Genomic DNA, 21,137 nt, shown 5'->3' with positions numbered 1-21,137 from the left:
TGCTCAGGCGGCCTGCTTTAGGGCGACGCGCAGGCGGGCGCGCTCGGCAACCGCGGCGGCCGTGATGCCGAAATGCTCGTAGAGGTCCTTGGCCGGCGCCGAGGCGCCGAAGCTCCGCATCCCGATCACGTCGCGCTCGCTCGCGACGTAGCGGGTCCAGCCGAAAGGCGAGGCCGCCTCGACCGCGATCCTGGGCGCCGTGCCGAGGACGGCCATGCGGTAGGCCTCGTCCTGCTCCTCGAACAGCTCCATGGACGGCATCGAGACCACGGCGGCCCGAACGCCCTCGGCCTCGAGGATCTCGCGCGCGGCGAGCGCTATCTGCAGCTCCGAGCCGGTGCCGATCAGGGTGACGTCGCGCGCCTGCACCTCCCCCGCCACGAGATAGGCGCCGCGTGCGACCAGGTTCTCCTCGACATGGATCGTGCGCACCGGGGACAGGTTCTGGCGGGACAGAACGAGGAGCGTGGGCCCGTTGCGGCGGCGCAGCGCCACCTCCCAGGCCTCGGCGGTCTCGACCGCATCCGCCGGCCGCAGCACGACCAGTCCCGGTATGGCGCGCAGGCTCGCGAGATGCTCGACCGGCTGGTGCGTGGGTCCGTCCTCGCCGAGCCCGATCGAATCGTGGGTCATCACGTGGACGACGCGCAGGCCCATCAGCGCCGAGAGCCGGATCGCCGGGCGGGCATAGTCCGAGAACACGAGGAAGGTGCCACCATAGGGGATGATGCCACCATGGAGCGCCACGCCGTTCATGAAGGCCGCCATGCCGTGCTCGCGCACGCCGTAGCGGAGATAGCGGCCGGCGAACGAGCCCGGCGTCACATCGGGCGTGTGCTGCGTCACCGTGTTGTTGGAGTGGGTGAGATCGGCCGAGCCGCCGACGAGCTCCGGCACCGCCGCGGTCAGCACCTCGAGCGCCATCTCCGAGGCCTTGCGCGTCGCGACCGTCGGCGGCTTCGCCGCGAGCGTCCGCTTGTGGGTGCCGAGGGCGTCGGCCATCGCTTCCGGCAGCTCGCCGGAAAGACGCCGCACGAGCTCCCGGCGCTCGGCTGCCGGCATCGCCTCGAGTCTCTGCTCCCAGAGTTGCCGGATGGTGCCGCCCCGAGCGCCGACCGCCCGCCAGGCCGAAAGAATCTCGTCCGGCACCACGAAGGGTTCGTGCGGCCAGCCCAGATGCTCGCGCGCGGCCGCGATCTCGTCGGCGCCCAGAGGTGCTCCGTGGGTGCTCTCCTTGCCCTGCTTGCTGGGAGCACCCTTGCCGATGATGGTCTTGCAGGCGATCAGCGACGGCCGGTTCTCTTCGGCGCGCGCGGCCGCAATGGCGCGCTCGACCGCCACCGGGTCGTGGCCGTCCACGCTCTGGCAATGCCAGCCATAGGCCTCGAACCGTTCGATCTGGTCGTCGGAGACGGCGAGCGAGGTGGGGCCGTCGATCGAGATGCCGTTGTCGTCCCAGAGCACGATCAGCCGGCCGAGCCGCAGATGGCCGGCGAGCGAAGCCGCCTCGTGGCTGATCCCCTCCATGAGGCAGCCGTCGCCGGCGACGACCCAGGTGTGGTGGTCGACGAGATCGCTGCCGAAGCGGGCGCGCAGATGCGCCTCGGCGAAGGCCATGCCGACGGCGTTCGCCAGGCCCTGGCCCAGAGGTCCCGTCGTCGTCTCCACGCCCGGCGTATGACCATATTCGGGATGCCCCGCCGTGCGCGAGCCGAGTTGGCGGAAGCGCTGCAACTCCTCGATGGTCATGTCCGGATAGCCGGTGAGATAAAGGAGCGCATAGAGCAGCATCGAGCCGTGCCCGGCGGAGAGCACGAACCGGTCGCGGTCCGGCCAGTCCGGGTGGGCGGGATCGAACTTCAGAAAGCGGGTCCAGAGCACGGTCGCGACGTCGGCCATGCCCATCGGCATGCCGGGGTGGCCGGACTTGGCCCGCTCGACGGCATCCATGGCGAGCGCCCGGATGGCATTCGCCATATCGTGGTGGCCGATGGTGGTCATGTTCGGGCTCCCTTCCATCAGATCGCGTGCTCGCCCATGGCGGCCTTGACCATGTGGTAGGCGATCAGGAGCTGGGTCAGCGCCAGCGTGTGGCTCATCTGCGGGCCGCTGCCGTCGAAGGCGCCGACATTGGCCCGCAGATGGCTCGCCTCGGGGATCAGCGACCAGAGCAGGTTCTCGAGCCGCTCCGCCCTGCCCCTGGCGATGTCGCCCCTGATCTCGAGCACGTCCACGGGCTTGCCGTCCGTGTCGCGTGAGAGCTCGAGGTGCAGGCCCGAGTTGGTGCCGCGGTCCAGGATCGGCGAGAGATCGGGATGCGGCAGGGTCGGGCGCAGGATGTGGCGGACGTTGAGCTGCGACCCGGTCTCCTCCGCGTGATCCTCGGGCGGGTAGAAGCTGATCACGATGTCGGCGAAGGTCCGCTGCGGCCGGATGAAGGCCTGGGTGTCGTGCTCGCGATCCTTGATCTGCGCCAGGACCTGCTCGCGGGTGTAGCCGCGCTTGCCCATGTCGCGCTGGATCTTCCAGCGGATGCGCAGCTCCTCCTCGGGCTCGAGATAGAGCTTCACGTCGTAGCAGTCGCGCATCGCCCGGGTGTGATAGCCGAGCAGGCCCTCGACGATGATGTAGGGCTTGGGTGCGACGTATTCGGGCGCCGCGAGCGAGCCGTCACGGTGATCGTAGACCGGCTTCAGGACCGGCTGGTTCTGGCGCAGGAGCCGGAGATGCTGCTCGAGGATGTCGATGTAGTTGCAGTCGGGGTGGAGTGCGGTGATCTTCCGCTCCGCCCGCTCCTTGCGGCCATAGCGGTGATAGTCGTCGCTGCAGATGCAGGCCACCCGATCCTGGCCCAGAATGGCGGCGATGCCGGCCGTGAGCGTGGTCTTGCCGGCCGCCGAATCGCCGACGATGCCGAGGATGATCGGACGATCGACGACACGATTCTTCGGCATGTCTCACATCCCCCGTTCGCTTGCTGGGATCGGCAGCCAGCTCGTCAGGAGCTGCCGCTCGCCGGTCATGCCCGAGAGCATCAAGGTCTGGGTCCGGTAGTGACGACCATCGTGCTCCACGCCGTCGAACAGAAGCCCGGTCGTGATGCCCGTGGCGCAGAACAGCACGTCCGGCGACATCACGAGCTCCTCGAGCCGGAACCAACGCTCGGTCGAAAGACCGGCCTCGCGCACCTTCGCCTTCTCGGTCGTGAGCTGCGGGTCGAGCCGGCCCCAGAACGTGCCGCCGAGCGCCCTGATGGCGCAGGCCGAGATGATCCCTTCGGGCGTGCCGCCCGTGCCCATGAGGGCGTCGATGCCGCCCCCGCCCATGGCGGCCATGATGGCGCCCGCCACGTCGCCCGCCGGGTAGAGCGCCACGCGAGCGCCGACCGCGTGGATCTCCTCGACCAGGCGCTTGTGGCGCGGCTTTTCGAGCACGAACACGGTGAGCTGCGAGACCGGCTTGCCCAGCACCTCGGCGAGACGCTCGAGCTTGCGTGCCGTCGGCCAGGCCGGATCGATCGCGTCGCGCGCGGCGCTTACGGCCGCGAACTTCTCCATGTAGAAGCACGGGCCCGGATCGAGCATCGTACCGCGCGGCGCGAGAGCGATCACTGCCATGGCATTGGTCAGGCCCTTGGCGAGATAGGTGGTGCCCTCGACGGGGTCGACCGCCACGTCGTACTTGGCAGCGCTGTGCTCGCTGCCGACCTTCTCGCCCTTGTAAAGCTCGGGTGCCGCGTCCTTCTCGCCCTCGCCGATCACGACGACACCGTCGAACGGCAGCCGGTTCAGCGCGGTACGCATCGCCTCCACCGCCGCACGATCGCCACGCTCCTTGTCGCCGCGGCCGATCCATTCCCACGCCGCTCGTGCGGCGGCCTCGGTGACGCTTCTGAGCCCGTAGAGGAAGAACGGTGTGGTCGGCCCCACACCCGGGGATCGGTCGACCATGCGCGACGGCTCCCTTCCCGTGCCACCTTGATGCGGACGACGTTAGCCGAAGGGGGACAGCGCCGTTATCTACCGTCGGGTGGGGGCGGAAGGTCTTATGGGTGGGCCATTCCCTACCCGGTCGGGTAGGGTGCGGGGCGTCAGCTCAGCGTCGGGCCTCGTGCCAGAGCTGCACGGCCTGCGCACGGTTGCGCACGCCGAGCTTGTCGAACAGGTTGCGTAAGTGAAACTTTACCGTGTTCACGGACACACCCAGCGCCCGGGCGAGCTCGGCATTGGTGCAGCCGGTGCCGAGCGAGCCCAGAAGTTCGCGCTCGCGCGGGCTCAAGCGGCCCAGAGGATCGGCGTGGAGCGATCGCACGTCGAGGAAGGGGAACACCATCTGGCCGTGCGCCACCGCTGTCAGGATGTCGAGCAGCCGTTCCGGCGGCTCGCGCTTGGAAAGGAAGGCGGCAGCGCCCAGGGCCATGGCCTGCCGCGGCAGTGCCGGATCCGGATCGCCGGTATAGATCACGATCCGCGGGCGCTCCGGCCGGCCTGCGAGCGCTTCCAGAACCGCGCGACCGTCCTTGTAGGGCATGACCCAGCCCATCACGGCCACGTCGCAATGGAGCCGCTCGAGCGCGTCCAGGAAACGCTCGCCGTCGCTCGCGACGAAGGCGAGGCTGAAGCGCTCGTCATGGGCGAGCAGACTCTTCAGCGCCGCGTGCACGAGCGGGCTCTTGTCCACGAGGGCGACCTCGATCGGCAGCTTCGTCCTGGCGGCCATGAGCGGCGCGATGTCCCTGATCGTTCTCGACCGCCGCCCGGCGAGGGGCAGCAGCAACCTTTCATAGAGAATCCAGCTGCCCGACCGCAATCGGGCTGCTCCTCCTTCCTTGATCGATTCCGGCCGCTACGCCGGGGTGCTGCTCCCGGCCCGATGGATCTCGATCCTCGCCCGCTCGAACAGGACGAGCCGCCAGCGATCGCGGGCGGGCTCGTGGCGCTGGATGCAGATAGGCCGTCCGAGTCCTCGAGCTTCACGTAGCAGCGGTCCCGGCCGGGCCAGCGGTCGAGGACCGACAGACCTCGACCGCCCGCTAGCCGAGCCGGAACTGCTCCGGGACCGGCCCGCCGGTTACGTCCGGCGGGTGTTCGACCGGTGGGATCGGCCGGTCAGAACTGCACGCCACGGGTGAGCGCACCGTCGATGACGAGGTTGGTGCCGGTGGTGAAGCTCGAGGCCGGGCTCGCCAGGAACACGACGCCGCGCGCGACCTCCTCGGGGGTCGCCATGCGGCCGGTCGGGTTGAGGGCGAGCGCCTGCTCGAAGAGCTTCGGGTTGTTCTCCTCGATCCAGTGCCAGATTCCGCCCTTGAAGTAGGTGTTGCCGGGCGAGACCGAGTTGACGCGGATCATCTTGGGTGCGAGCTGGAACGCGAGTCGGTGCGCGTAGTGGATGAGGGCAGCCTTGAAGGCCCCATAGGCCGGGCCGGTGAAGTCGACCTCGCGTCCCGAGACGCTGGAGACGATCACGATCGCACCGGCATCCGACTTCTCGAGATGCGGCATGGCGGCGTTCACGGTGCGGACCGTGTGCAGCATGTCGACCTCGAACTCCTTGCGCCAGGCCTCCTCGTTGTCCTCGACGGCGAGTGCCGAGACGTTGGCGACGACGATGTCGATCCCGCCGAGCCTCGCCGCCGACTGCGCCACCCAGCTCTCGAGCGCCGCCTTGTCGGCGACGTCGAGCGCCAGGCCGAAGGCGTTGACGCCGCGCTCGCGCAGGCTCGCCACGGTCTCCTCGACCTCGGCGGCGTTGCGCGCACAGATCGAGACGTCGGCACCTTCGGCTGCGAAGATGTCGGCGCAGCGCCGGCCGATGCCCTTGGTGCCGCCGGTAATGATCGCGCGCCTGCCCTTGAGACCCAGATCCATGAACCCCTCCCTTGTCGCATCGGCTCTCCGGCCATTCCGTTCCGATCGCCTCCGGATGCCGCCGCCGTCAAGCGGATTCGCGTCTCTACGCTCGGACCGGGGTGACGAAGCTCCCTTGCGCGACCAGGCGCGCGAACGGCCCCTGCCCGCGCGCGAGCTCGGCGAAGCGCCCGCGCTCGACGATCCGGCCCTGGTCCAGGACCAGGATGAGGTCGGCATCGACGATCGTGGAGAGGCGGTGCGCGATCACGAAGGTGGTGCGGCCGGCGCGCGCCGCGTCGAGCGCCTGCTTGATCCGGGCTTCGGTCTCGGTGTCGAGCGCGCTCGTCGCCTCGTCGAGGAGCAGGATCGGCGCGTTCTTGAGGAGTGCCCTGGCGATCGCGAGCCGCTGCCGCTCGCCGCCCGAGAGCGCCTGGCCGCGCTCGCCGATGACGAAGTCGTAGCCGCCGGGCTTGGTCATAATGAAGCCGTGCGCCTCGGCATGGCGGGCCGCGTCCTCGATCTCGGCATCGGTCGCATCCGCCTTGCCGATGCGCAGGTTCTCGCGGATCGAGCGGTTGAACAGGCCCGCCTCCTGGAACACGACCGCCATGGTGTGGCGCAGCGAGTTCAGCGTCACTTCACGGATGTCGACCCCGTCGATCAGGATCCGGCCGGCGTCGGGATCGCGCAGGCGCTGGAGAAGGGCGAGCGTGGTGGTCTTGCCGGAGCCGGTAGGACCCACGAGGGCGACGGTCTGGCCGGGCTCGGCCACGAAGGAGATGTCGAAGATCCCCTGGCTCGAGCCGGGGAAACGGTAGGTGACGCCCTCGAACACGACGCGGCCTTTCACGTTCTCGAGCGGCTTCGCGTCCGGGACGTCGGCGACGTCGGCTCTGGCGGCGAGGAGATCGAAGAAGGCGTCCACGGTCGGGGCCTGGACGAAGAAGCGGCCGATGAAGCCCGTGATCTCGTCGAGCCGGCCGATCAGGAGATTGGCGAAGCCGATGAAGCTCACGATCTCGCCGACCGTGACCTCGCCCGCGCGCGCGAGAACGGCGCCGACGGCGAAGATCACCACCATCACCACGGTGGCAGAAGCGCGGGTCAGGATGGTGAGCAGCGCCCACCAAGTCAGCACGGGATACTGCGCCGCGAGGAGCTCGCGCATCAGCGCCCGTAGCTCCGAGGCCTCGGCGGCGAGCCGGGCGTAGCTCTGCACCACCGTGACGTTGCCGATCACGTCGCCGACCCGCCCGAACACGTCCTGATGATGCCGCTCGACCGCCTCCTGCCCGGACTGGGTGCGCCGGACCACGATCAGGTCGACCACGACATAGACGCCGGTGAGCGCCAGCAGCAGCCCGGCGAGGCGCAGATCCATCGCGATCGCGGTCGGCACGAGGCAGCCGATGCCGACCATGGCCGAGAGATGCTCGCGGAAGAAGCTGAGCCACAGGAGGAACAGAGCGTCGGTGCCGGAGAGGATGATGCGCACCACCCGCCCCGAGCCCGTGCGCGCGTGGTAGCCGATCGGCAGCGTGATCGCCCGCTCGAACGCCGCCGCCATGGCGGCCGTGCGCCGGCGATGCGCCAAGCGGTCGGCATGGAGGGCGACGATCACCCCGCCGACGATCCCGACGAGGCCGAGCGCCGCCCAGAGCCCGATCAGCCGGAACACCGGCCCGCGGCCGGCTAGCGAATCGACCACGGCCCCGAACAGGACGGGCTCGGCGAGCTGGACGAGGCCGATCAGAACGTTGGCGCCGACGAGGAGCGCCACGAGACCGCGCTCGGCCGCGAGAAAGCCCAGCGCCCGGCCATAGACGCGGGCCAGGGTTGTGACCGCGCCTTCCGTCTCGGCCGCGCTTGCTCGGATACCCATCGGGCCGTCGTCCCAACCGGGAAGGGGGCGAGGGTCGGGAAATCCAACGCCCGCTCAGCCGGCTCGTTCCAGCTCCTGGAGCGCCAGCAGAGCCACGGCCACGGCCGGCGCGCACGTGGCGGCCCAGTCGCGCGCCTCGGGCGCGAGATCGAGCAGCTCGGCGAAGTCGCGGTAGGGCAGTCCCAGTCGCTCGGCCAGCGGCCGCAGCAGGAACCGGCCACAGCCCGCGCCGACCAGAGGAGCGGGGTCCGAGACGAGACCGCGGGAGAGCTGCAGCGCTGCGGCGTCCTCGATCGCCCGCATCTGCCGGCCGGCGAGCCAGGCGGCGAGCCGCCGCCAGTCCTCGGGCGTGCCGTCCGCGGCATCGGCGCCGATCATGCGGGCGAGCCGCCGCATGCTGGCCGCCGCCGTCTTGGGGCCGCCATCGGCGGTCGGGTGCTGGTCGGCCGCTTCCGGCAGGATCCCGAGCACCCGGTAGGCATCGGCCGCGGTCGCGAAATATTCCTTCATCATCCCTACCCAGCGGCCGGCGAAGGGTGCCCGATCCGCCACCGCCATGAGGGGCGTGCGGGTGAGCCCGGTATAGACGAGCTCGCCCGTCGTCAGGCGCTCGCGGTCGGTGAAGCCGCGTGCTCGAACCTCGCCGCCGGCGAGAAGCAGGATATCGGTGGTCGTGCTGCCGAGATCGACGAGCAGGCCCTCTCCGAGAGAACGCGCCGCGAAGGTCGCCGAGGCGAGCCAGTTGGCCGAGGCGATCTCGACGGCATGACCGGCCGCCACGTGCGAGCCCACGAAGCCGTGCCGCCCGGCCCAGAACCGGTGTCCGGCTTCCGGCAGGGCCGCCTCCGCCGCGTGCACGAGCTCGCGCACGCCGGTGGCGCGATCCGGGAAGAGATCGGCGAGCTCCCCCGTCATCGTGATCGCCGTCCGGCCGATCGGGAAGAGCCGCGTCCGGACCTCGGCGAAAGCCTGCTCCAGCCGGTCGAGCCCCTGCCAGAGCGCACAAGGCACCTGCAGGGCGGCGACCACGCGGCCCCCCGCCGTCACCTGCGCCGCTTTCAGATGAGCACCGCCGATATCGAAGCCGGTGACGAGCTCGGCCATCGCCTCTTCCTTCAAGTCCGTGCTAGGGTTCGCCTTGTAGGTGGGGAACGGTCATGGCAGGCTTCGAGCTCATTCCGGTCATCGATCTCATGGGAGGCATGGTTGTCCACGCCCGTGCGGGCGAGCGCGACGCTTATCGCCCCCTTGCGCATTCGGTCCTGACCACGAGCCCCGAGCCGGCCGCGGTGATCCGCGGGCTGCTCGACCTCCATCCGTTCCGCACGCTCTACATCGCCGATCTCGATGCGATCCGAAAGCAGGGCGATCACAAGGCGCTCATCCGCGAGCTGAAGGTCCTCTTCCCGGATCTGCGCTTCTGGGTCGATGCCGGCTTTGCCGGCGAATGCACCTGCCGGCGCTTCCTCGCCGCCGGGCTGGGCGATCTCGTGCTCGGCAGCGAGAGCCAGAGCGATCTCCGCCTGCTCGAGATCCTGCGCGACGAACCCGGCCTCGTCCTCTCGCTCGACTTCATGGGTGATCGCCCGCTGGGTGTCCCCGCCCTGTTCGACACACCCGAGCTCTGGCCCGAGCGGGTCATCGTCATGACGCTGGCCCGGGTCGGCGTCGGCGCGGGGCCGGACCTCGAGCGCCTGCGCGCCGTCCGCGCGCGTGCGCCCGGGAAGCGAATCTACGCTGCGGGCGGCGTGCGAGGGACGGAGGATCTCGCGAACCTCCGGGCGCTCGGCTGCGAGGGTGTGCTGCTCGCGAGCGCGCTCCACGACGGCCGGCTCGGTCGCGCCGAGCTCGCCTCGGCTCAGGGGGGCACCACCGAGTGCCAGTCGTAGAGATCCTGCGTCCGGTCCTCCTCGCCCCAGTCGCGGGAAGCAGGATGGGTGGACGAAGCGCCCAGGATCTCGATGTGGCCCGGCACGAGACCGCGCAGGACGTGCGGGCAGGTGCAGGGATCGCCCACGCGGGCGACGGGCCCGCTGCAGATGCCGTAGCGGGTGACGCAGACACGTGCCTCGATCTTGCGCTCGAGCGCCGCCGTGCCCTCTGCCGGCTGCGGTGGGCTGTCCTGGAAGGAGCCGATGCGGCGCAGATCGATGCTGGTCGCGACCAGGATCAGCACCGCGACGGCGCCGATGAGCAGGAGAGCGGGCCAGATCGACCGCCGCTGCGCCAGCATCGCCGGGCTCCTCCGATCGTCGGCACGGCAGAAAAGCCGACCTGATGACGATCAGGATAGCGCAGCTTGGTAGGGCCGGCTGCGTCTTTCCTCACATTTGTCGCTTTAAAAGCATTTAATGGGAAAAAAAGCGCAAAAACCAGTCGCGGGCAAGAATCGTGACCTGCTCGAGCGCGCCAGGCTCCTCGAACAGGTGAGTGGCGCCCGGCACCACCTCGAGCGCCTTCTCACAGCGCAAGGATGCGAGCGCCCGGCGGTTGAGCTCGAGCACGGTGACGTCGTCGCCGCCGACGATCAGGAGCGTAGGAGCGCGGACGGCGGGCAGCGCCGCGCCGGCGAGATCGGGCCGGCCGCCGCGCGAGACCACGGCCACGACCCGGCTGTCCGGCTCGGCGGCCGCTACCAGCGCCGCCGCCGCGCCGGTGCTGGCGCCGAAATAGCCGAGCTCGAGCAGGGCGAGGTCGGGCTCTGCCCCCGCCCAGCGGGAGGCATCGGCGAGCCGGCTCGCGAGCAGCGCTATGTCGAACACGTTCTCGCGATCGGCCGCCTCGTCGGGGGTCAGGAGATCGAACAGCAGGGTGGCGAGTCCGGCCGCGCGCAGCTGGGCGGCGACGGCGTTGTTGCGCGGGCTCAGGCGGCCGGAGCCGCTGCCGTGCGCGAACACGACGAGGCCGCGGGCATCCGGCGGGATGCCGACGAGAGCCGGCAGGCCGAGAGGCGGAATCCTGCGTTCTCGAACCATGGGATCTGGCATGAGCGCATCCTCCGCATGCCGCACGAGTGCAGCACCGGAGGATAGCATACCCCACCCTTCTGCAGGAGAAGGAAAGGCCCGTCCGCTCGCTGCGGGCGGGCCCTCACCAATCGATCGCTTCTCTCCGCTCGGGGCGGGCTTTGCTCAGCTCTTCGACAACCCGAGCAGACGGAGCAGGGACTTCCACCAGCCCGTGCTCGGAGGAGCCTCGGGGATCGCCGGACCGGGCGGCGCCTTCTGGGCGGGCGCCGCAGGCGGTGGCTTCGGTGGCGGACTCGCCTCGCGAAGCGGCGTCACCTCGTGCGGTCGTGCCGCGAGCCGCGGCCCGGCTTCGGGTGCCGGAGCTGCGGTCCGGGGTGCCGTCCCTTCGGGCTCGGTCGCTGGCGTCGGTGGAGCCGCTGGCTCCTTTCAGGCGGCCTGGAACGGATGCTTGGTCTTGTCCTTGCGCGCGACCATGTGGCGCGCCTTGGGCTGGCCGGCGACGGCGCGCTCGATCGCGAGCTTCGTAGCCTCGTAGTTGTACTGCTGGATCTTGTGGTCGTCCGCGGCCTCCCAGTGGATGAACACGCCCACGCAGATGAACAGATCCTCGCACTCCTCCTCGGGGATCGTGCCCTCGGCGACGCAATCGGCCACGGCCATGGCGACGGCACGCTGGGCGGGGCCGAACATCTGCACCGCCTGCGTGGCGTTGCGGATGGTGACCTTGTTGAACATCACGGTGGCGGGCTTCACCATCAGGTTCGGCTCGAGCACCGCGAGGAGGCCGTTCACACCTTCCTTCTGGTTGGTGAGGGTCAGCGCGAACGCCGTCTCGGCGGGCGAGTTGCGCGGGCCGATGATCAGGTCGATATGGGCGACCTCGTTCCCTTCGCCGACGAGCGCCTCGCCGACGAGCATCCGATCAATCTTGGGCATGAACCCCTCCCTGTGGCGGTCACGAAATCAACTCGACGTGCCTGTGCTTACACGCTCGGCAGGCCAGCGCAAGCGGGATCGTCGCGACGCCGGCCGGCCGATGCCGCTGCGAGACGGCTACGACGTTGGCCGCGGAGCGGGACGGCGCTACCTTCTCGGGAGGTGGCCGATGCCACGGGAGGACGAGCCATGACCGAGCGCAAGCTCAAGGTCTACAGCGAGGACGAGGCGAAGGAGCGGCTGGCGAAGGAGCTGCCGCACTGGTACGTCGAGCACGGCTGGATCCGCCGCCGCTACCGCACCAACAGCTGGAAGGGCACCCTCATGGTGATCAACGCCGTGGGCCATCTGGCCGAGGCGGCGTGGCACCACCCCGACATCACGGCATCCTACGCCTGGGTCGAGGTGCGCCTCATGACCCACGACCACAAGGGCATCACCGACAAGGACTTCCAGCTCGCGAAGAAAATCGAGGAGGTGGTGCAGTGGCAACCCGGCCTCGAGGGTGGGGCGCTCGAAGGCACCCCGCAGGACGATCTGCGCTTCGCCTATATCAAGTACGACAAGCCGAAGGCCTGACGCCCTCGGCCCTCAGGCGAGCTCGATCATCCGGCCGTCGCGGCCGGTGAGCCAGGCGCGCGCCGGAGTGGCCGCCGCGAGGATGGCCGGGATCCGATCGGGCGGGACGATGCTGAGCGTCGTCGAGAGCGCATCGGCGATGACGGCGCGCGGTGCCGTGACCGAGACGCTGAGCCAGTGCTGCGCGCTCGCGCCGGTCATGGGATCGAGCAGATGGTGGAAGCGGCCGGTCGGCTCGAACGGAGTGCCGCTCGCGGCCGAGGTCGCGAGCGCCGCATCGGTGAGCGGCACCTCGCGTGCCACGGCACCGGGCCGCTGCGGGTCGGCGAGGCCCGCGCGCCAGGGCCGACCGCTCGGATGCGAGCCCAGCGCTCTGATCTCGCCGAGATCGGCCAGGACCTGCGTGAGCCCGGCAGCGCGCAGGCGGTCGGCGATCCGGTCGGTGACGAAGCCTTGGGCGATGCCGTTGAGGGTGACGGCCATGCCGGGCCGGGCGAGCCGGATGCCCTCGCCCGTGACCTCGACGCCCCGCCAGTCGACGAGCGCCTTCGCGGCCGCGATCGCCGCTGCCGGTGGTCCCGCCGGATCGGCGTTCGGCGCCGCGAAATGCTCGGCGTAGAGCCGCCACAAGGGCTGCACCGTCACGTCGAAAGCACCCTCGGAGAGGCGGCTGAAGCGGGCACTCTCCTCGAGCAGGGCCACGAGCTCGAGCGGCGGCTCCGCGAGCCCACCGTCCCGGTTCAGGCGGCAGAGGGCGGAATCGGGACGGTAGAGGCTGAAGATCCCCTCGAGCCGCTCGAGCTCGGCCACACTCTCGGCAATCAGCCGCTCCGCCTCGCTGCGGTCGGGGTGCGCCAGGGTCAGGCTCGCGCGGGCACCCAGGGCTGTCCCCTGCCAGCGATGGAGCGGGACCTCGGCCCGGCCGTCGCGGGCGATGGTCAGAAGCGGCAGGCCGGCGGCGGCAGCGGCGATCTGCAGGAAGCGGCGGCGATGCGGGTGGTGATGCAAGGTAGGATCCCCCTGCTCAGTGCGCGTGCTCGGTCGCGACGAGCTCGGCCGGGCTGCCGAGCACATAGCCGTCCGGAATCTCGGCGAGCGCCACGATCCGACCACCCCGCTCCTCGACGAAGCGCTCGGCCGCCGCGCGCTCGCCGAACGGCACGGCCTCGGGTGCCCCCATCGCACCGACGGCCCGGCTCTCGATCACATAGACCGCAGCCTTGGCGTCGATCCAGTTGTCCTCGCCGGGAGCGCCCCAGCTCGGCGCTCGGCCCATGTCGCTGACATAGACCGCCACGATGTCGCGCGGCTCGTCGGGGCGGCGCATATAGGCCACGGCATCCCTGACCTGGCTGAACCAGACCGGGGCGGCCTGTGATTCCAGGTGGATCTGCGCTTTCGGACCTTCATGCTCGAGGACGTACATCTGGCAATAGTAACCTACCGCCTCCGCCGTCATCCGTGCCGGCGGTGGCGGGGCCTTGGCCTCCTGCTCGCCGCAGGCGGCGAGGCTCGCGGCCATGGCGAGACCGAGGAGGCAGGTGCGCAGAAAGCTCATAGTTCACGCCTCGAGAAACACCAGCCGGCGAGCGTGAGCGGGCCCAGGATCCAGGCCGCGAGCACGAGGAGCGGCACGGCGGCGGAGAATTGCAGGTTCTTCGCGATCCCGCCCATGCCGGCCAGCATCTCGACACCCTGAAGGCCGGTGAGGTTGAGGAGCCGGTAGCTGTCGGCCGGGTTGGCGAGCAGGAGGAAGGGGAAGACGGTCCTGATCCCCTCGCCCTCTCCGGCGGCGACGAGAGCGCCCAAGAGGCCGAGATCGTAGACCAGGACGAACAGGAGCCAGACCGCAACCGCAAGGCCCGCCGCCGTGCCGCTCTCGTGCGAGAGCGCGCTCACGAGATAGCCCAGCGCCAGGAAGGCGGCTCCCAGGAGGATCGAGGAGCCGATCAGGCGAAGGAAAGCGGCGATGCCGTCGGCGTCGGCACCGGCGAGCCAGCCGACCACACCACCGGCGAGTCCGTAGCCCGAGACGGTCGCGAGCACGAGGACCAGGAGATGGCCCAGGAACTTGCCGGCAATGAGCTGGCTGCGGCTCAAGGGATAGGTGAGGACCAGATGCAGCGTGCCGCGGTCGAGCTCGCCCACGATCGTGTCGTAAGCGAGGAGAAGGGCGATCAGCGGCAGGAGATAGACCGAGAGGCTGGACAGGCTCACGACCGTGAGCGCGAGCCGGTCGACACCGAGCGTGCCGACGGGCGCGCTCCCGACCGACGCCAGGATCAGGGCGAGCGTGCCGAGCAGGCCCACTGCGACCGCGACCCAGCGGTTGCGCAGGCCTACGCGCAGCTCGGCGAAGGCCATCACGAGAACGGGCTTCATTGCGGCCTCTCCCCGCCCAGACGGCGATAGATCTCCTCGAGCGTCGGCGGGCTGATCTCGACGTCCTCGACCATCCGCCCGAAGCCCGTGATCCGGCTCAAGAGCGCCATCTTCTCCTCGGGCCGGCAGAGCAGCTCGACGCGATGGCCGTTCACCCGCTCGCCGCCGAGCTGTTCGGCCACCGAGCTCGCAGCCTCGGGCCGCACGGCGAGGCGGATGCGCACCGGCAGGCCCACCTGCCCACGCAGCTCGGCGAGGCGATCGCTCGCGACGAGCTTTCCCGCCCGCATGATGATCACCCGATCGGTGCGGGCCTCGAGCTCGGTCAGCACGTGCGAGGAGAGGAGGACGGCGACACCGCGCCCGGCCAGCTCCTCGACGATGTCGTAGAAGGACTGGCGCGAGACCGGATCGAGGCCGGTCGTGGGCTCGTCGAGCAGCAGCAGCTCGGGCTCGCCGATCAGGGCCTGCGCCAGGCCGAGCCGCTGCCGCATGCCCTTGCTGAAGGTGCCGACCCGCTTGTGGACGGCATCCTTGAGCCCGACGCGTGCCAGGAGATCGAGATTGCTGCGCACCGGTGCGCCCTTGAGGCGCGCGAAGGTCGCCATGAGCTCGGCCGCGGTGAGCGAGCGGTTGAAGACGACGTGCTCCGGCAGCCACGCCACCTTGCGGCGGGCAACGGAAGAGCCGGGCGCGTGGCCCAGCACCTCGATCCGGCCGGCCGTGGGTTGGGTGAGGCCCAGGATCATCTTCATGAGCGTGGTCTTGCCGGCCCCGTTGTGCCCGAGGAGCGCCACGCGCTCGCCGGCCGTCACGGTGATCGAGACGCCGTCGATCGCCTTGTGGCTGCCGTAGGCCTTCTGAACCGCATCGACGCGCAGGATCGGATCGGTCATCGTGCTCTCTCCGCCGTCGCCACGGCCAGCGCCGTGTCGACCGGGCGCATCAGGGGCTTCGTGTCCACGACACCGCCCGGATAGAGCGCCGGGAACTGCGACTGCGCCCAGCGCAGGAGCTGCACCGCCGGGCTGTTCAGGAGAAGCTTGGCCAAAGGCTGGGTCCACAGGATCTGATCGACGAGGTCGTTTGGGCGATAGGGTGTGTCGGCGATGCCGTCGCCGTCGAGGTCGAAGGCGGGATTGTCGGACCAGTAATTGCCCCGGCCCTGATAGGACCAGTCGAGCCAGCGCGTGCCGACATACTTCACCTGCGTGCGGTTGCCGATGAAGGCGTTGCCGCTGATGACGTTGCGCTCGGAGCCGGCGGTGAAGTGCACGCCGATGCCACAGCCCTCGAACCGGTTCTCCAGGATGCGGTTCTTGTTGGCATCGTAGATGAAGACGCACTTCTCGCCGCCGTCGCGGACGACGTTGCCCTGAACGAGCGAATCGTTGGCGTAGTTGAGCAGGATGCCGTGCTCGCGGTCACCGTCGGAGAGATTGCTCAGGACCTTGAGCCGGCTCGAGAACATCAGGGCGTAACCGAGATCGTTCCTGATCGAGCGGTTGCCGCTGACCTCGCTGTCGTTCGTGTACATGTAGTGCACGGCGAAGCGCACGTCGTGCATGAGGTTGTCGCGGAACGCGTTCTTGCGGCTCGTGGTCACGAAGATGCCATCGCGGCCGAACGCGATCTCGTTGCGCTCGACCACCGCACCCGGCGCATTCCACAGCCACACGCCGTTGCCGCGCTCGTTGACGCGCCGATCGCGACGGCCCTCGATCAGGTTGTCGCGCACGGCCGAATCGGGAGCACCGTTGACGTGCACCCCGATCAGGTTGTCGACGATGCGGTTGCCTTCGACGCGCGCGCGGACGGCGCTCTTCTCGAGCCGGACCCCCGCATCCATGCGCTCGAGATCGAGCCCCGAGCCCGTGATCTCGAGCCCGCGCAAGATGACGTCGGGGGCGGTCACCGTGACGACGACGCCTTTGCCGTCGCCGCGGACGACCGCACCCTTGGCCCCTTCGAGGGTGAGCGGCCGGTCGATCGTGACCGGCCCTGCGTGCTCGCCCGGCAGGAGGCGCAGCACGTCGCCCGGAGCCGCGGCGGCGAGTGCCGTCGCGAGCCCACCCGCCGGCACCTCGACGGTGGCGGCACGGGCCAGGCCCGGCAGCGCGGCGATCAGCGCTGCCGAAACCAGGGCGAGATGGCTGCGCCTCGTCGTCATCACACGCTCTTCGGCTTCACCAGCATCCGGCCGCGCATCTCCATGTGGAGCGCATGGCAGAACCACTGGCAGTAGTACCAGTGCACGCCCGGCCGGTCGGCCGTGAAGGTCACGGAAGCGGTGGCCTGCGGGGCGATCTCCATGGCGATGCCGTAGTTGGAGAGTGTGAAGCCGTGGGTGAGGTCCTCCACGTCGTCCATGTTGGTGATGTAGATCGTGACCTCGTCGCCCTCCTCGACCTCGAACTTCTCGAGCGAGAACTTGGGCGCCACGGAGTGCATGTAGACCCGGACCTTGTTGCCGTCACGGATCACGTTCTCGCCCCAGTCGAGGTCGACCCCGTCGGCCTCGGCCTGCTTGCGCGCGTCCTCCCACATCGGGTCGGCGCGATCATAGACGCTCTTCGGGTTGAGCTTCGAGCGGTGGACGAGGAGCGCGTCGTGCGGCTCGGCGAAGGTCGGGCCGTCGTGCACGATCTTCATCTCGTCGCCCGAGATGTCGATGAGCTGGTCGCACTCGGGCTTCAGGGGCCCGGTGTTGAGGAAGCGGTCCTTCGAGAACTTGTTGAGCGAGATCAGCCACTTGCCGTCGGCTTCCTTGGTCTCGCCCATGGTGGTGTGGTTGTGGCCGGGCTGATAGTGGACGTCGAGCTTCTGGATGATCGGATCGACCTTCTCGCCCTTGAACGCCCGCTTCGCCTTCTCGATGTCCCACTTCACGATCTGGCTGTCCAGGAACAGCGTCGTGTAGGCGTTGCCGCGGCCGTCGTAGGCGGTGTGGAGCGGCCCGAGGCCGAGCTGCGGCTCGGCGACGATGCACGAGCGCGGATCGGCGCCCTTCTCGAAGATCGGCGCCACCAGTTCGACGTCGATCACCGACACGGTCGGCGACAGCTTGCCGTTGATGCAGACGTGGCGGCCGTCGGGGGCGGCGTTGCAGCCGTGCGGGCTGTTCGAGACCGGGACGTAGGCCGTGTAGGGCGAGCCGTGGCGGCCGTCGAGGACGGGGATGCCGTTGATCTCCTTGAAGTCGCCCTTCTTGACGCCTTCCTCGATGCGCTTGATGTTGAAGATGACGACCCAGTCCTGCTCCTTCGCCGTCATCTCCGCAAGATTCATGCCCATCTCGGAGTTGTAACAGGTCGAGAAGACGTAGCGGCCCTGGTAGTCGGTGTCGTTGTTGTCGAGGTTGCCGTCGACGATCACCTGCCAGGCGACCTTCATTGTGTCGACGTCGACCGCGCTGAAGATCGACACGTACTTCGAGGGGTTGTCCAGGACCTTGCCGTCGTTGGGCAACGGCGCCTCGTGCTCGCCGTTGCAGAAGGCGTAGCCCGTGCGCGGGTACTTTTGCAGCCGCATGCCGTGGATGTCGTGCGCGTTCGGGATCTCGATGATCCTGTCGGCGCGCATGATGTCGCAGCGGATGCGGGCGAGCCGCGTGTTGGCCTTGTCCTGGATCAGGATGTAGCGGCCGTCGTAGGTGCCCTCGGTGTAGGTCATGCGCGGGTGGTGCGCATCGCCGTTGAGGTAGACGCCGCCCCGCTTCTCCAGGAACTTCCTGGTCTCGGGCGTCAGATCCTGGGTCAGGATCTTGCGGCTCTCGTTGGTCTGGCCCCAGCCCGTGGCCGAGCAGCGGTTGAAGACCGGGATGCGCATGAGCTCGCGCATCGAGGGGATGCCCATGATGCGGATCTCGCCGCTGTGGCCGCCCGACCAGAAGCCGTAATACTCGTCGAGCTCGCCGGGGGCGACCTCGTTCCGGGCCTTGCCCTGCGCGGCCAGCGCCTGGCCGCCCATGCCGCCGAACACCGCGAGGCCGGCGGCCCCACCCGTGGCGGCGCCGGCGCCGGCCAGGAGCGCCGCCTTGCCGGCACCGCCGATCATGCCGCGGCGGCTCACCTTCAAGCTATCGTCCTTCGTGCTCATCTCGTTGGCTCCCCTCTGGGGCTTCTCGGATCGAAACTCATTCCGCCGGTGCCGGCTCGGGCTTCGGGGCCGCGGGCTTGGGCTTCGGCAGCACGGGCCGCGCCGGGCCGTCGCCGAGCACCGCCTTGCGGCGCTCCTTCTTCAGCCGCTTCTGGATGCAGACCGGGCATTTCGTGTCGCTGACGTAGAGAACCTGGCAGTGCAGGCAGTAGAGGCACTCGTTGGGGTTGATGTGCCCCTCGGGATGGATCGCCTGCACCATGCACTCGTTGCTGCAGCGCTGGCAGGGATTGCCGCACTCGCGATAGCGCTTCAGCCAGTCGAAGGTCCGTAAGCGCGCCGGGATCGCGAGCGCCGCACCCAAGGGGCACAGATAGCGGCAGTAGAAGCGCTCGACGAACAGGCCGGCGACGAGCAGGGCGCCTGCGAACAGCACGAACGGCCAGGCACGGACGAACTTGAGGATGATCGCGGTCTTGAACGGCTCGATCTCGGCGAGGCGCTCGGCGGTGTCGAGCGAGTAGAGCGAGATGCCGAACAGGACCAGAAAGATGATGTACTTGATCGGCCACAGCCGCTCGTGCAGGCCCCAGGGCACTTGCCACTGCGGCACCTTCAGGCGCTTGGCGAGCCTGTTGGTCAGCTCCTGCAACGCCCCGAACGGGCAGAGCCAGCCGCAATAGGCGCCGCGACCCCAGAAGATCAGGGCGGCCGCCACCGCGAACCAGAGCGTGAAGACCAAGGGGTCCATCAGGAAGTAGTCCCAACTGAACCCGTTCAGGAGCGCGTTGCTGAAGGTCATGACGTTCACGACCGAGAGCTGCGCGTTCGCGTACCAGCCGAGCCAGACCAGGACGACGACGAGGAAGCCCGTGCGGAACCGCTGCACCAGCCGCTCCTGGCGGACCAGGAGGTTCTGGAAGAAGAAGGCGCCGGTGAGCGCCAGGAGGAGGGCACCCAGGAACGCGACCTCGGGCAGCCGGTCGCGCCAGATGCGCTCCCAGAGCTTGCCGGACGCACCCGTCATCTGCGCCTCGCCGACCGGCGCTGCCGCCGCGGTCTCGCGCGCCGCCGGCGCTGCCGCCGGTACCGCCACGGTCCTGAAGTACCCGGCAGGAGCCTCGTAGTTCAGGTCGTAGCTCAAGAACGCTTTCTCGGTGGCGCCGGTCGCGCGCTGCACGAGGAGCTGGAGCCGCCAGGGCTGGGCCGGGTCGAAGCTCGCGTCCTTGGGCAGGACGAACAGGCCGATTTCCTTGAGCTCGGGCGCACCCGCGGCCGCGATGCCGCCCAGCCGGGCGTGGTCCCGATCGTGGAAGCGCACGCTGTGATCGCCCTGGATGAGCTGGATGCGGTCGAACAGCCCGCCCCGGACATAGCCCGAGCCCTTCCAGCTATAGCGGCCGCGCCCGGCCACCAGGATCGCCTGCCGGCCTTCGGCCACGAGCTTCGCGAGCCGGTTGTTGTATTCCGCCTCGCCCAGAAGGCTCTTGCCGATGGTCGGAATCGAGACCTCGGCCACGTAGAGGTCGATGAAGGTGTCCTGCGGATCGCCCGGCTCGGGCCGCTCGGCCGCCTTGGGATCCCCCGAGCGGGCGAAGGCGTCGTTGACCATGCCGACGTCGAGCGTGAGCCGGCGCACCGAGCCGTCGCCCAGGAGGGTCAGCCAGTCCTTGGTCTCGACCTTGTCGGTGTCGATCACGCGCTTGGGACCGCTGCTCGCGACCTGCGCCTCGAGCCCGCCCAGGCCCAGCGAGCGCGCCACCTTGAGGCTCGCGCGCACGATGCTGTCGTCGATGACCATGACGGTCACCGTCGCACCCGAGACGATGTCGAGCTTGTGGCCCTCGCCGTTGACGGCGGCCTCCTTCACCATGTCGAGCCCGACATAGCGGCCGATCACGTCCTTGATGCGCTGCTCGGGAATGCCCACGAGCACGATCGGCTCGTAGTGCTTGACGAGCCTGGCGCCGGTGATCTTCGCCGCCTGATCGAGGCCGATCAGGATGTTGATGGGCTTGCCCGAGTAGCCGGTGGAAGGGGTAAAGTCCGAGTTCAGGAACACCCAGCCCACCTGCTTTCCGCCGGCGAGCGCTGGCGCGATCGGAAGGTCGCTGCGGATCGGCCCATAAGAATCGGCGCCGGGAACGACCTCGCCCGCCGGCACCTGGCCCAGGAACCGATCGAGATCGGCCGCCGACGCGTGACCGACCGGTGCGAGCGCCGCGAGCAGCCAGACGAGCAGCGCTACCAGGCAAGCACCTCGCCAAAAGTGAACCGGCCCCTGCCGCATCCTTCCTCCACCTCCGCGACCCGACCGAGAATGCGCGCTGTCCGGTTGGCGGTGGTTGATCGAGATCAAACGAGGGTGGCCTTTGTGCCGGCCGCGACAGCCGGTCGCAGAAGGTGTATAGGTAAGACATCTTTAGTCGCGGTCGAGCG

18 protein-coding genes and 1 pseudogene are annotated in these 21,137 nt (G+C 69.3%); 2 read left to right on the top strand and 17 right to left on the bottom strand.

Translation table 11 applies throughout. The features are described 5' to 3' along the window. Window positions 1-3 precede the first annotated feature (3 nt). The 7 genes from tkt to U1T56_RS08375 form a co-directional block, all read right to left on the bottom strand. Window positions 4-2,001: a transketolase gene (gene tkt, locus U1T56_RS08405; protein ID WP_418159002.1), complete on the bottom strand. Its 1,998-nt coding sequence runs from the start codon at window positions 1,999-2,001 to the stop codon at window positions 4-6. Between the two features lie 17 nt (window positions 2,002-2,018). Further along, window positions 2,019-2,954 carry a phosphoribulokinase gene (locus U1T56_RS08400; protein ID WP_418159001.1) on the bottom strand — a complete coding sequence of 312 codons (936 nt, stop codon included), beginning with the start codon at window positions 2,952-2,954 and terminating at the stop codon, window positions 2,019-2,021. Window positions 2,955-2,957: 3 nt separating this feature from the next. Further along, window positions 2,958-3,950 (bottom strand): class II fructose-bisphosphatase, encoded by a 993-nt coding sequence (glpX, locus tag U1T56_RS08395; protein ID WP_418159000.1) that lies wholly within the window; start codon window positions 3,948-3,950, stop codon window positions 2,958-2,960. A 145-nt stretch (window positions 3,951-4,095) separates the two neighbouring features. Next, on the bottom strand, window positions 4,096-4,719 hold the full coding sequence (locus U1T56_RS08390) for a response regulator transcription factor (RefSeq protein WP_418158999.1): 624 nt from the start codon (window positions 4,717-4,719) through the stop codon (window positions 4,096-4,098). 389 nt (window positions 4,720-5,108) lie between these two features. Beyond that, the gene (locus U1T56_RS08385; RefSeq protein ID WP_418158998.1) at window positions 5,109-5,870 is read right to left on the bottom strand and encodes an SDR family NAD(P)-dependent oxidoreductase; all 762 of its coding nucleotides are present in this window, start codon (window positions 5,868-5,870) and stop codon (window positions 5,109-5,111) included. 85 nt (window positions 5,871-5,955) lie between these two features. Beyond that, window positions 5,956-7,734: a glucan ABC transporter ATP-binding protein/ permease gene (locus tag U1T56_RS08380; protein ID WP_418158997.1), complete on the bottom strand. Its 1,779-nt coding sequence runs from the start codon at window positions 7,732-7,734 to the stop codon at window positions 5,956-5,958. Window positions 7,735-7,788: 54 nt separating this feature from the next. Further along, window positions 7,789-8,838, bottom strand: coding sequence for a hydantoinase/oxoprolinase family protein (locus U1T56_RS08375; RefSeq protein ID WP_418158996.1), 1,050 nt, complete (start codon window positions 8,836-8,838; stop codon window positions 7,789-7,791). A 53-nt stretch (window positions 8,839-8,891) separates the two neighbouring features. On the opposite strand from U1T56_RS08375, the gene U1T56_RS08370 reads away from it, so the two are divergent. Further along, window positions 8,892-9,623, top strand: coding sequence for a HisA/HisF-related TIM barrel protein (locus U1T56_RS08370; RefSeq protein ID WP_418158995.1), 732 nt, complete (start codon window positions 8,892-8,894; stop codon window positions 9,621-9,623). Here the strand turns inward: U1T56_RS08370 and U1T56_RS08365 are convergent. From U1T56_RS08365 to fae, 3 genes and pseudogenes are all read right to left on the bottom strand, one after another. Beyond that, window positions 9,593-9,967, bottom strand: a complete 375-nt coding sequence (locus U1T56_RS08365; RefSeq protein ID WP_418158994.1) for a hypothetical protein — start codon at window positions 9,965-9,967, stop codon at window positions 9,593-9,595. The two genes, U1T56_RS08370 and U1T56_RS08365, sit on opposite strands and share 31 nt — an antisense overlap. Window positions 9,968-10,082: 115 nt before the next feature. After that, a pseudogene (locus U1T56_RS08360) lies at window positions 10,083-10,718 on the bottom strand (dienelactone hydrolase family protein); the annotation flags it as partial. A gap of 411 nt (window positions 10,719-11,129) precedes the next feature. Then, window positions 11,130-11,639: a formaldehyde-activating enzyme gene (gene fae, locus U1T56_RS08355; RefSeq protein ID WP_418158993.1), complete on the bottom strand. Its 510-nt coding sequence runs from the start codon at window positions 11,637-11,639 to the stop codon at window positions 11,130-11,132. Between the two features lie 189 nt (window positions 11,640-11,828). Between fae and U1T56_RS08350 the strand changes: the two genes are divergently transcribed. After that, window positions 11,829-12,218, top strand: coding sequence for a 4a-hydroxytetrahydrobiopterin dehydratase (locus U1T56_RS08350; RefSeq protein ID WP_418158992.1), 390 nt, complete (start codon window positions 11,829-11,831; stop codon window positions 12,216-12,218). A gap of 12 nt (window positions 12,219-12,230) precedes the next feature. On the opposite strand, the gene U1T56_RS08345 is transcribed toward U1T56_RS08350, so the two are convergent. The 7 genes from U1T56_RS08345 to U1T56_RS08315 are packed head-to-tail and all read right to left on the bottom strand — an operon-like array spanning window position 12,231 to window position 20,988. Continuing rightward, window positions 12,231-13,226, bottom strand: a complete 996-nt coding sequence (locus U1T56_RS08345) for an FAD:protein FMN transferase (protein ID WP_418158991.1) — start codon at window positions 13,224-13,226, stop codon at window positions 12,231-12,233. Between the two features lie 16 nt (window positions 13,227-13,242). Continuing rightward, a complete protein-coding gene (locus tag U1T56_RS08340) occupies window positions 13,243-13,776 on the bottom strand; it encodes a nitrous oxide reductase accessory protein NosL (RefSeq protein WP_418158990.1) in 534 nt (177 codons plus the stop codon). Beyond that, window positions 13,773-14,600, bottom strand: coding sequence for an ABC transporter permease subunit (locus U1T56_RS08335; protein ID WP_418158989.1), 828 nt, complete (start codon window positions 14,598-14,600; stop codon window positions 13,773-13,775). The genes U1T56_RS08340 and U1T56_RS08335 overlap by 4 nt, the downstream gene beginning before the upstream one ends. Next, on the bottom strand, window positions 14,597-15,496 hold the full coding sequence (locus U1T56_RS08330) for an ABC transporter ATP-binding protein (protein WP_418158988.1): 900 nt from the start codon (window positions 15,494-15,496) through the stop codon (window positions 14,597-14,599). The genes U1T56_RS08335 and U1T56_RS08330 overlap by 4 nt, the downstream gene beginning before the upstream one ends. Next, on the bottom strand, window positions 15,493-16,770 hold the full coding sequence (locus U1T56_RS08325; RefSeq protein WP_418158987.1) for a nitrous oxide reductase family maturation protein NosD: 1,278 nt from the start codon (window positions 16,768-16,770) through the stop codon (window positions 15,493-15,495). Before U1T56_RS08325 ends, U1T56_RS08330 begins: the two co-directional genes overlap by 4 nt. Further along, the gene (gene nosZ / locus U1T56_RS08320) at window positions 16,770-18,698 is read right to left on the bottom strand and encodes a TAT-dependent nitrous-oxide reductase (protein WP_418158986.1); all 1,929 of its coding nucleotides are present in this window, start codon (window positions 18,696-18,698) and stop codon (window positions 16,770-16,772) included. The genes U1T56_RS08325 and nosZ overlap by 1 nt, the downstream gene beginning before the upstream one ends. A 37-nt stretch (window positions 18,699-18,735) precedes the next feature. Beyond that, the gene (locus U1T56_RS08315; RefSeq protein ID WP_418158985.1) at window positions 18,736-20,988 is read right to left on the bottom strand and encodes a 4Fe-4S binding protein; all 2,253 of its coding nucleotides are present in this window, start codon (window positions 20,986-20,988) and stop codon (window positions 18,736-18,738) included. Window positions 20,989-21,137: the final 149 nt, after the last annotated feature.

Origin of the sequence: Benzoatithermus flavus, assembly GCF_037908215.1 — a bacterium.
GTDB lineage: Bacteria > Pseudomonadota > Alphaproteobacteria > Geminicoccales > Geminicoccaceae > Benzoatithermus > Benzoatithermus flavus.
This window is presented reverse-complemented; position numbering and strand designations above follow the sequence as displayed.

Bases quoted from the DNA above. Each gene is read 5' to 3' on its own strand.
- U1T56_RS08400 (WP_418159001.1), bottom strand. From the start codon at position 2,954: ATGCCGAAGAATCGTGTCGTCGATCGTCCGATCATCCTCGGCATCGTC.
- U1T56_RS08340 (WP_418158990.1), bottom strand. From the start codon at position 13,776: ATGAGCTTTCTGCGCACCTGCCTCCTCGGTCTCGCCATGGCCGCGAGC.
- glpX (WP_418159000.1), bottom strand. From the start codon at position 3,950: ATGGTCGACCGATCCCCGGGTGTGGGGCCGACCACACCGTTCTTCCTC.
- fae (WP_418158993.1), bottom strand. From the start codon at position 11,639: ATGCCCAAGATTGATCGGATGCTCGTCGGCGAGGCGCTCGTCGGCGAA.
- U1T56_RS08365 (WP_418158994.1), bottom strand. From the start codon at position 9,967: ATGCTGGCGCAGCGGCGGTCGATCTGGCCCGCTCTCCTGCTCATCGGC.
- U1T56_RS08315 (WP_418158985.1), bottom strand. From the start codon at position 20,988: ATGCGGCAGGGGCCGGTTCACTTTTGGCGAGGTGCTTGCCTGGTAGCG.
- U1T56_RS08335 (WP_418158989.1), bottom strand. From the start codon at position 14,600: ATGAAGCCCGTTCTCGTGATGGCCTTCGCCGAGCTGCGCGTAGGCCTG.
- U1T56_RS08370 (WP_418158995.1), top strand. From the start codon at position 8,892: ATGGCAGGCTTCGAGCTCATTCCGGTCATCGATCTCATGGGAGGCATG.
- U1T56_RS08380 (WP_418158997.1), bottom strand. From the start codon at position 7,734: ATGGGTATCCGAGCAAGCGCGGCCGAGACGGAAGGCGCGGTCACAACC.
- tkt (WP_418159002.1), bottom strand. From the start codon at position 2,001: ATGACCACCATCGGCCACCACGATATGGCGAATGCCATCCGGGCGCTC.
- nosZ (WP_418158986.1), bottom strand. From the start codon at position 18,698: ATGAGCACGAAGGACGATAGCTTGAAGGTGAGCCGCCGCGGCATGATC.
- U1T56_RS08375 (WP_418158996.1), bottom strand. From the start codon at position 8,838: ATGGCCGAGCTCGTCACCGGCTTCGATATCGGCGGTGCTCATCTGAAA.
- U1T56_RS08350 (WP_418158992.1), top strand. From the start codon at position 11,829: ATGACCGAGCGCAAGCTCAAGGTCTACAGCGAGGACGAGGCGAAGGAG.
- U1T56_RS08325 (WP_418158987.1), bottom strand. From the start codon at position 16,770: ATGACGACGAGGCGCAGCCATCTCGCCCTGGTTTCGGCAGCGCTGATC.
- U1T56_RS08330 (WP_418158988.1), bottom strand. From the start codon at position 15,496: ATGACCGATCCGATCCTGCGCGTCGATGCGGTTCAGAAGGCCTACGGC.
- U1T56_RS08390 (WP_418158999.1), bottom strand. From the start codon at position 4,719: ATGGCCGCCAGGACGAAGCTGCCGATCGAGGTCGCCCTCGTGGACAAG.
- U1T56_RS08385 (WP_418158998.1), bottom strand. From the start codon at position 5,870: ATGGATCTGGGTCTCAAGGGCAGGCGCGCGATCATTACCGGCGGCACC.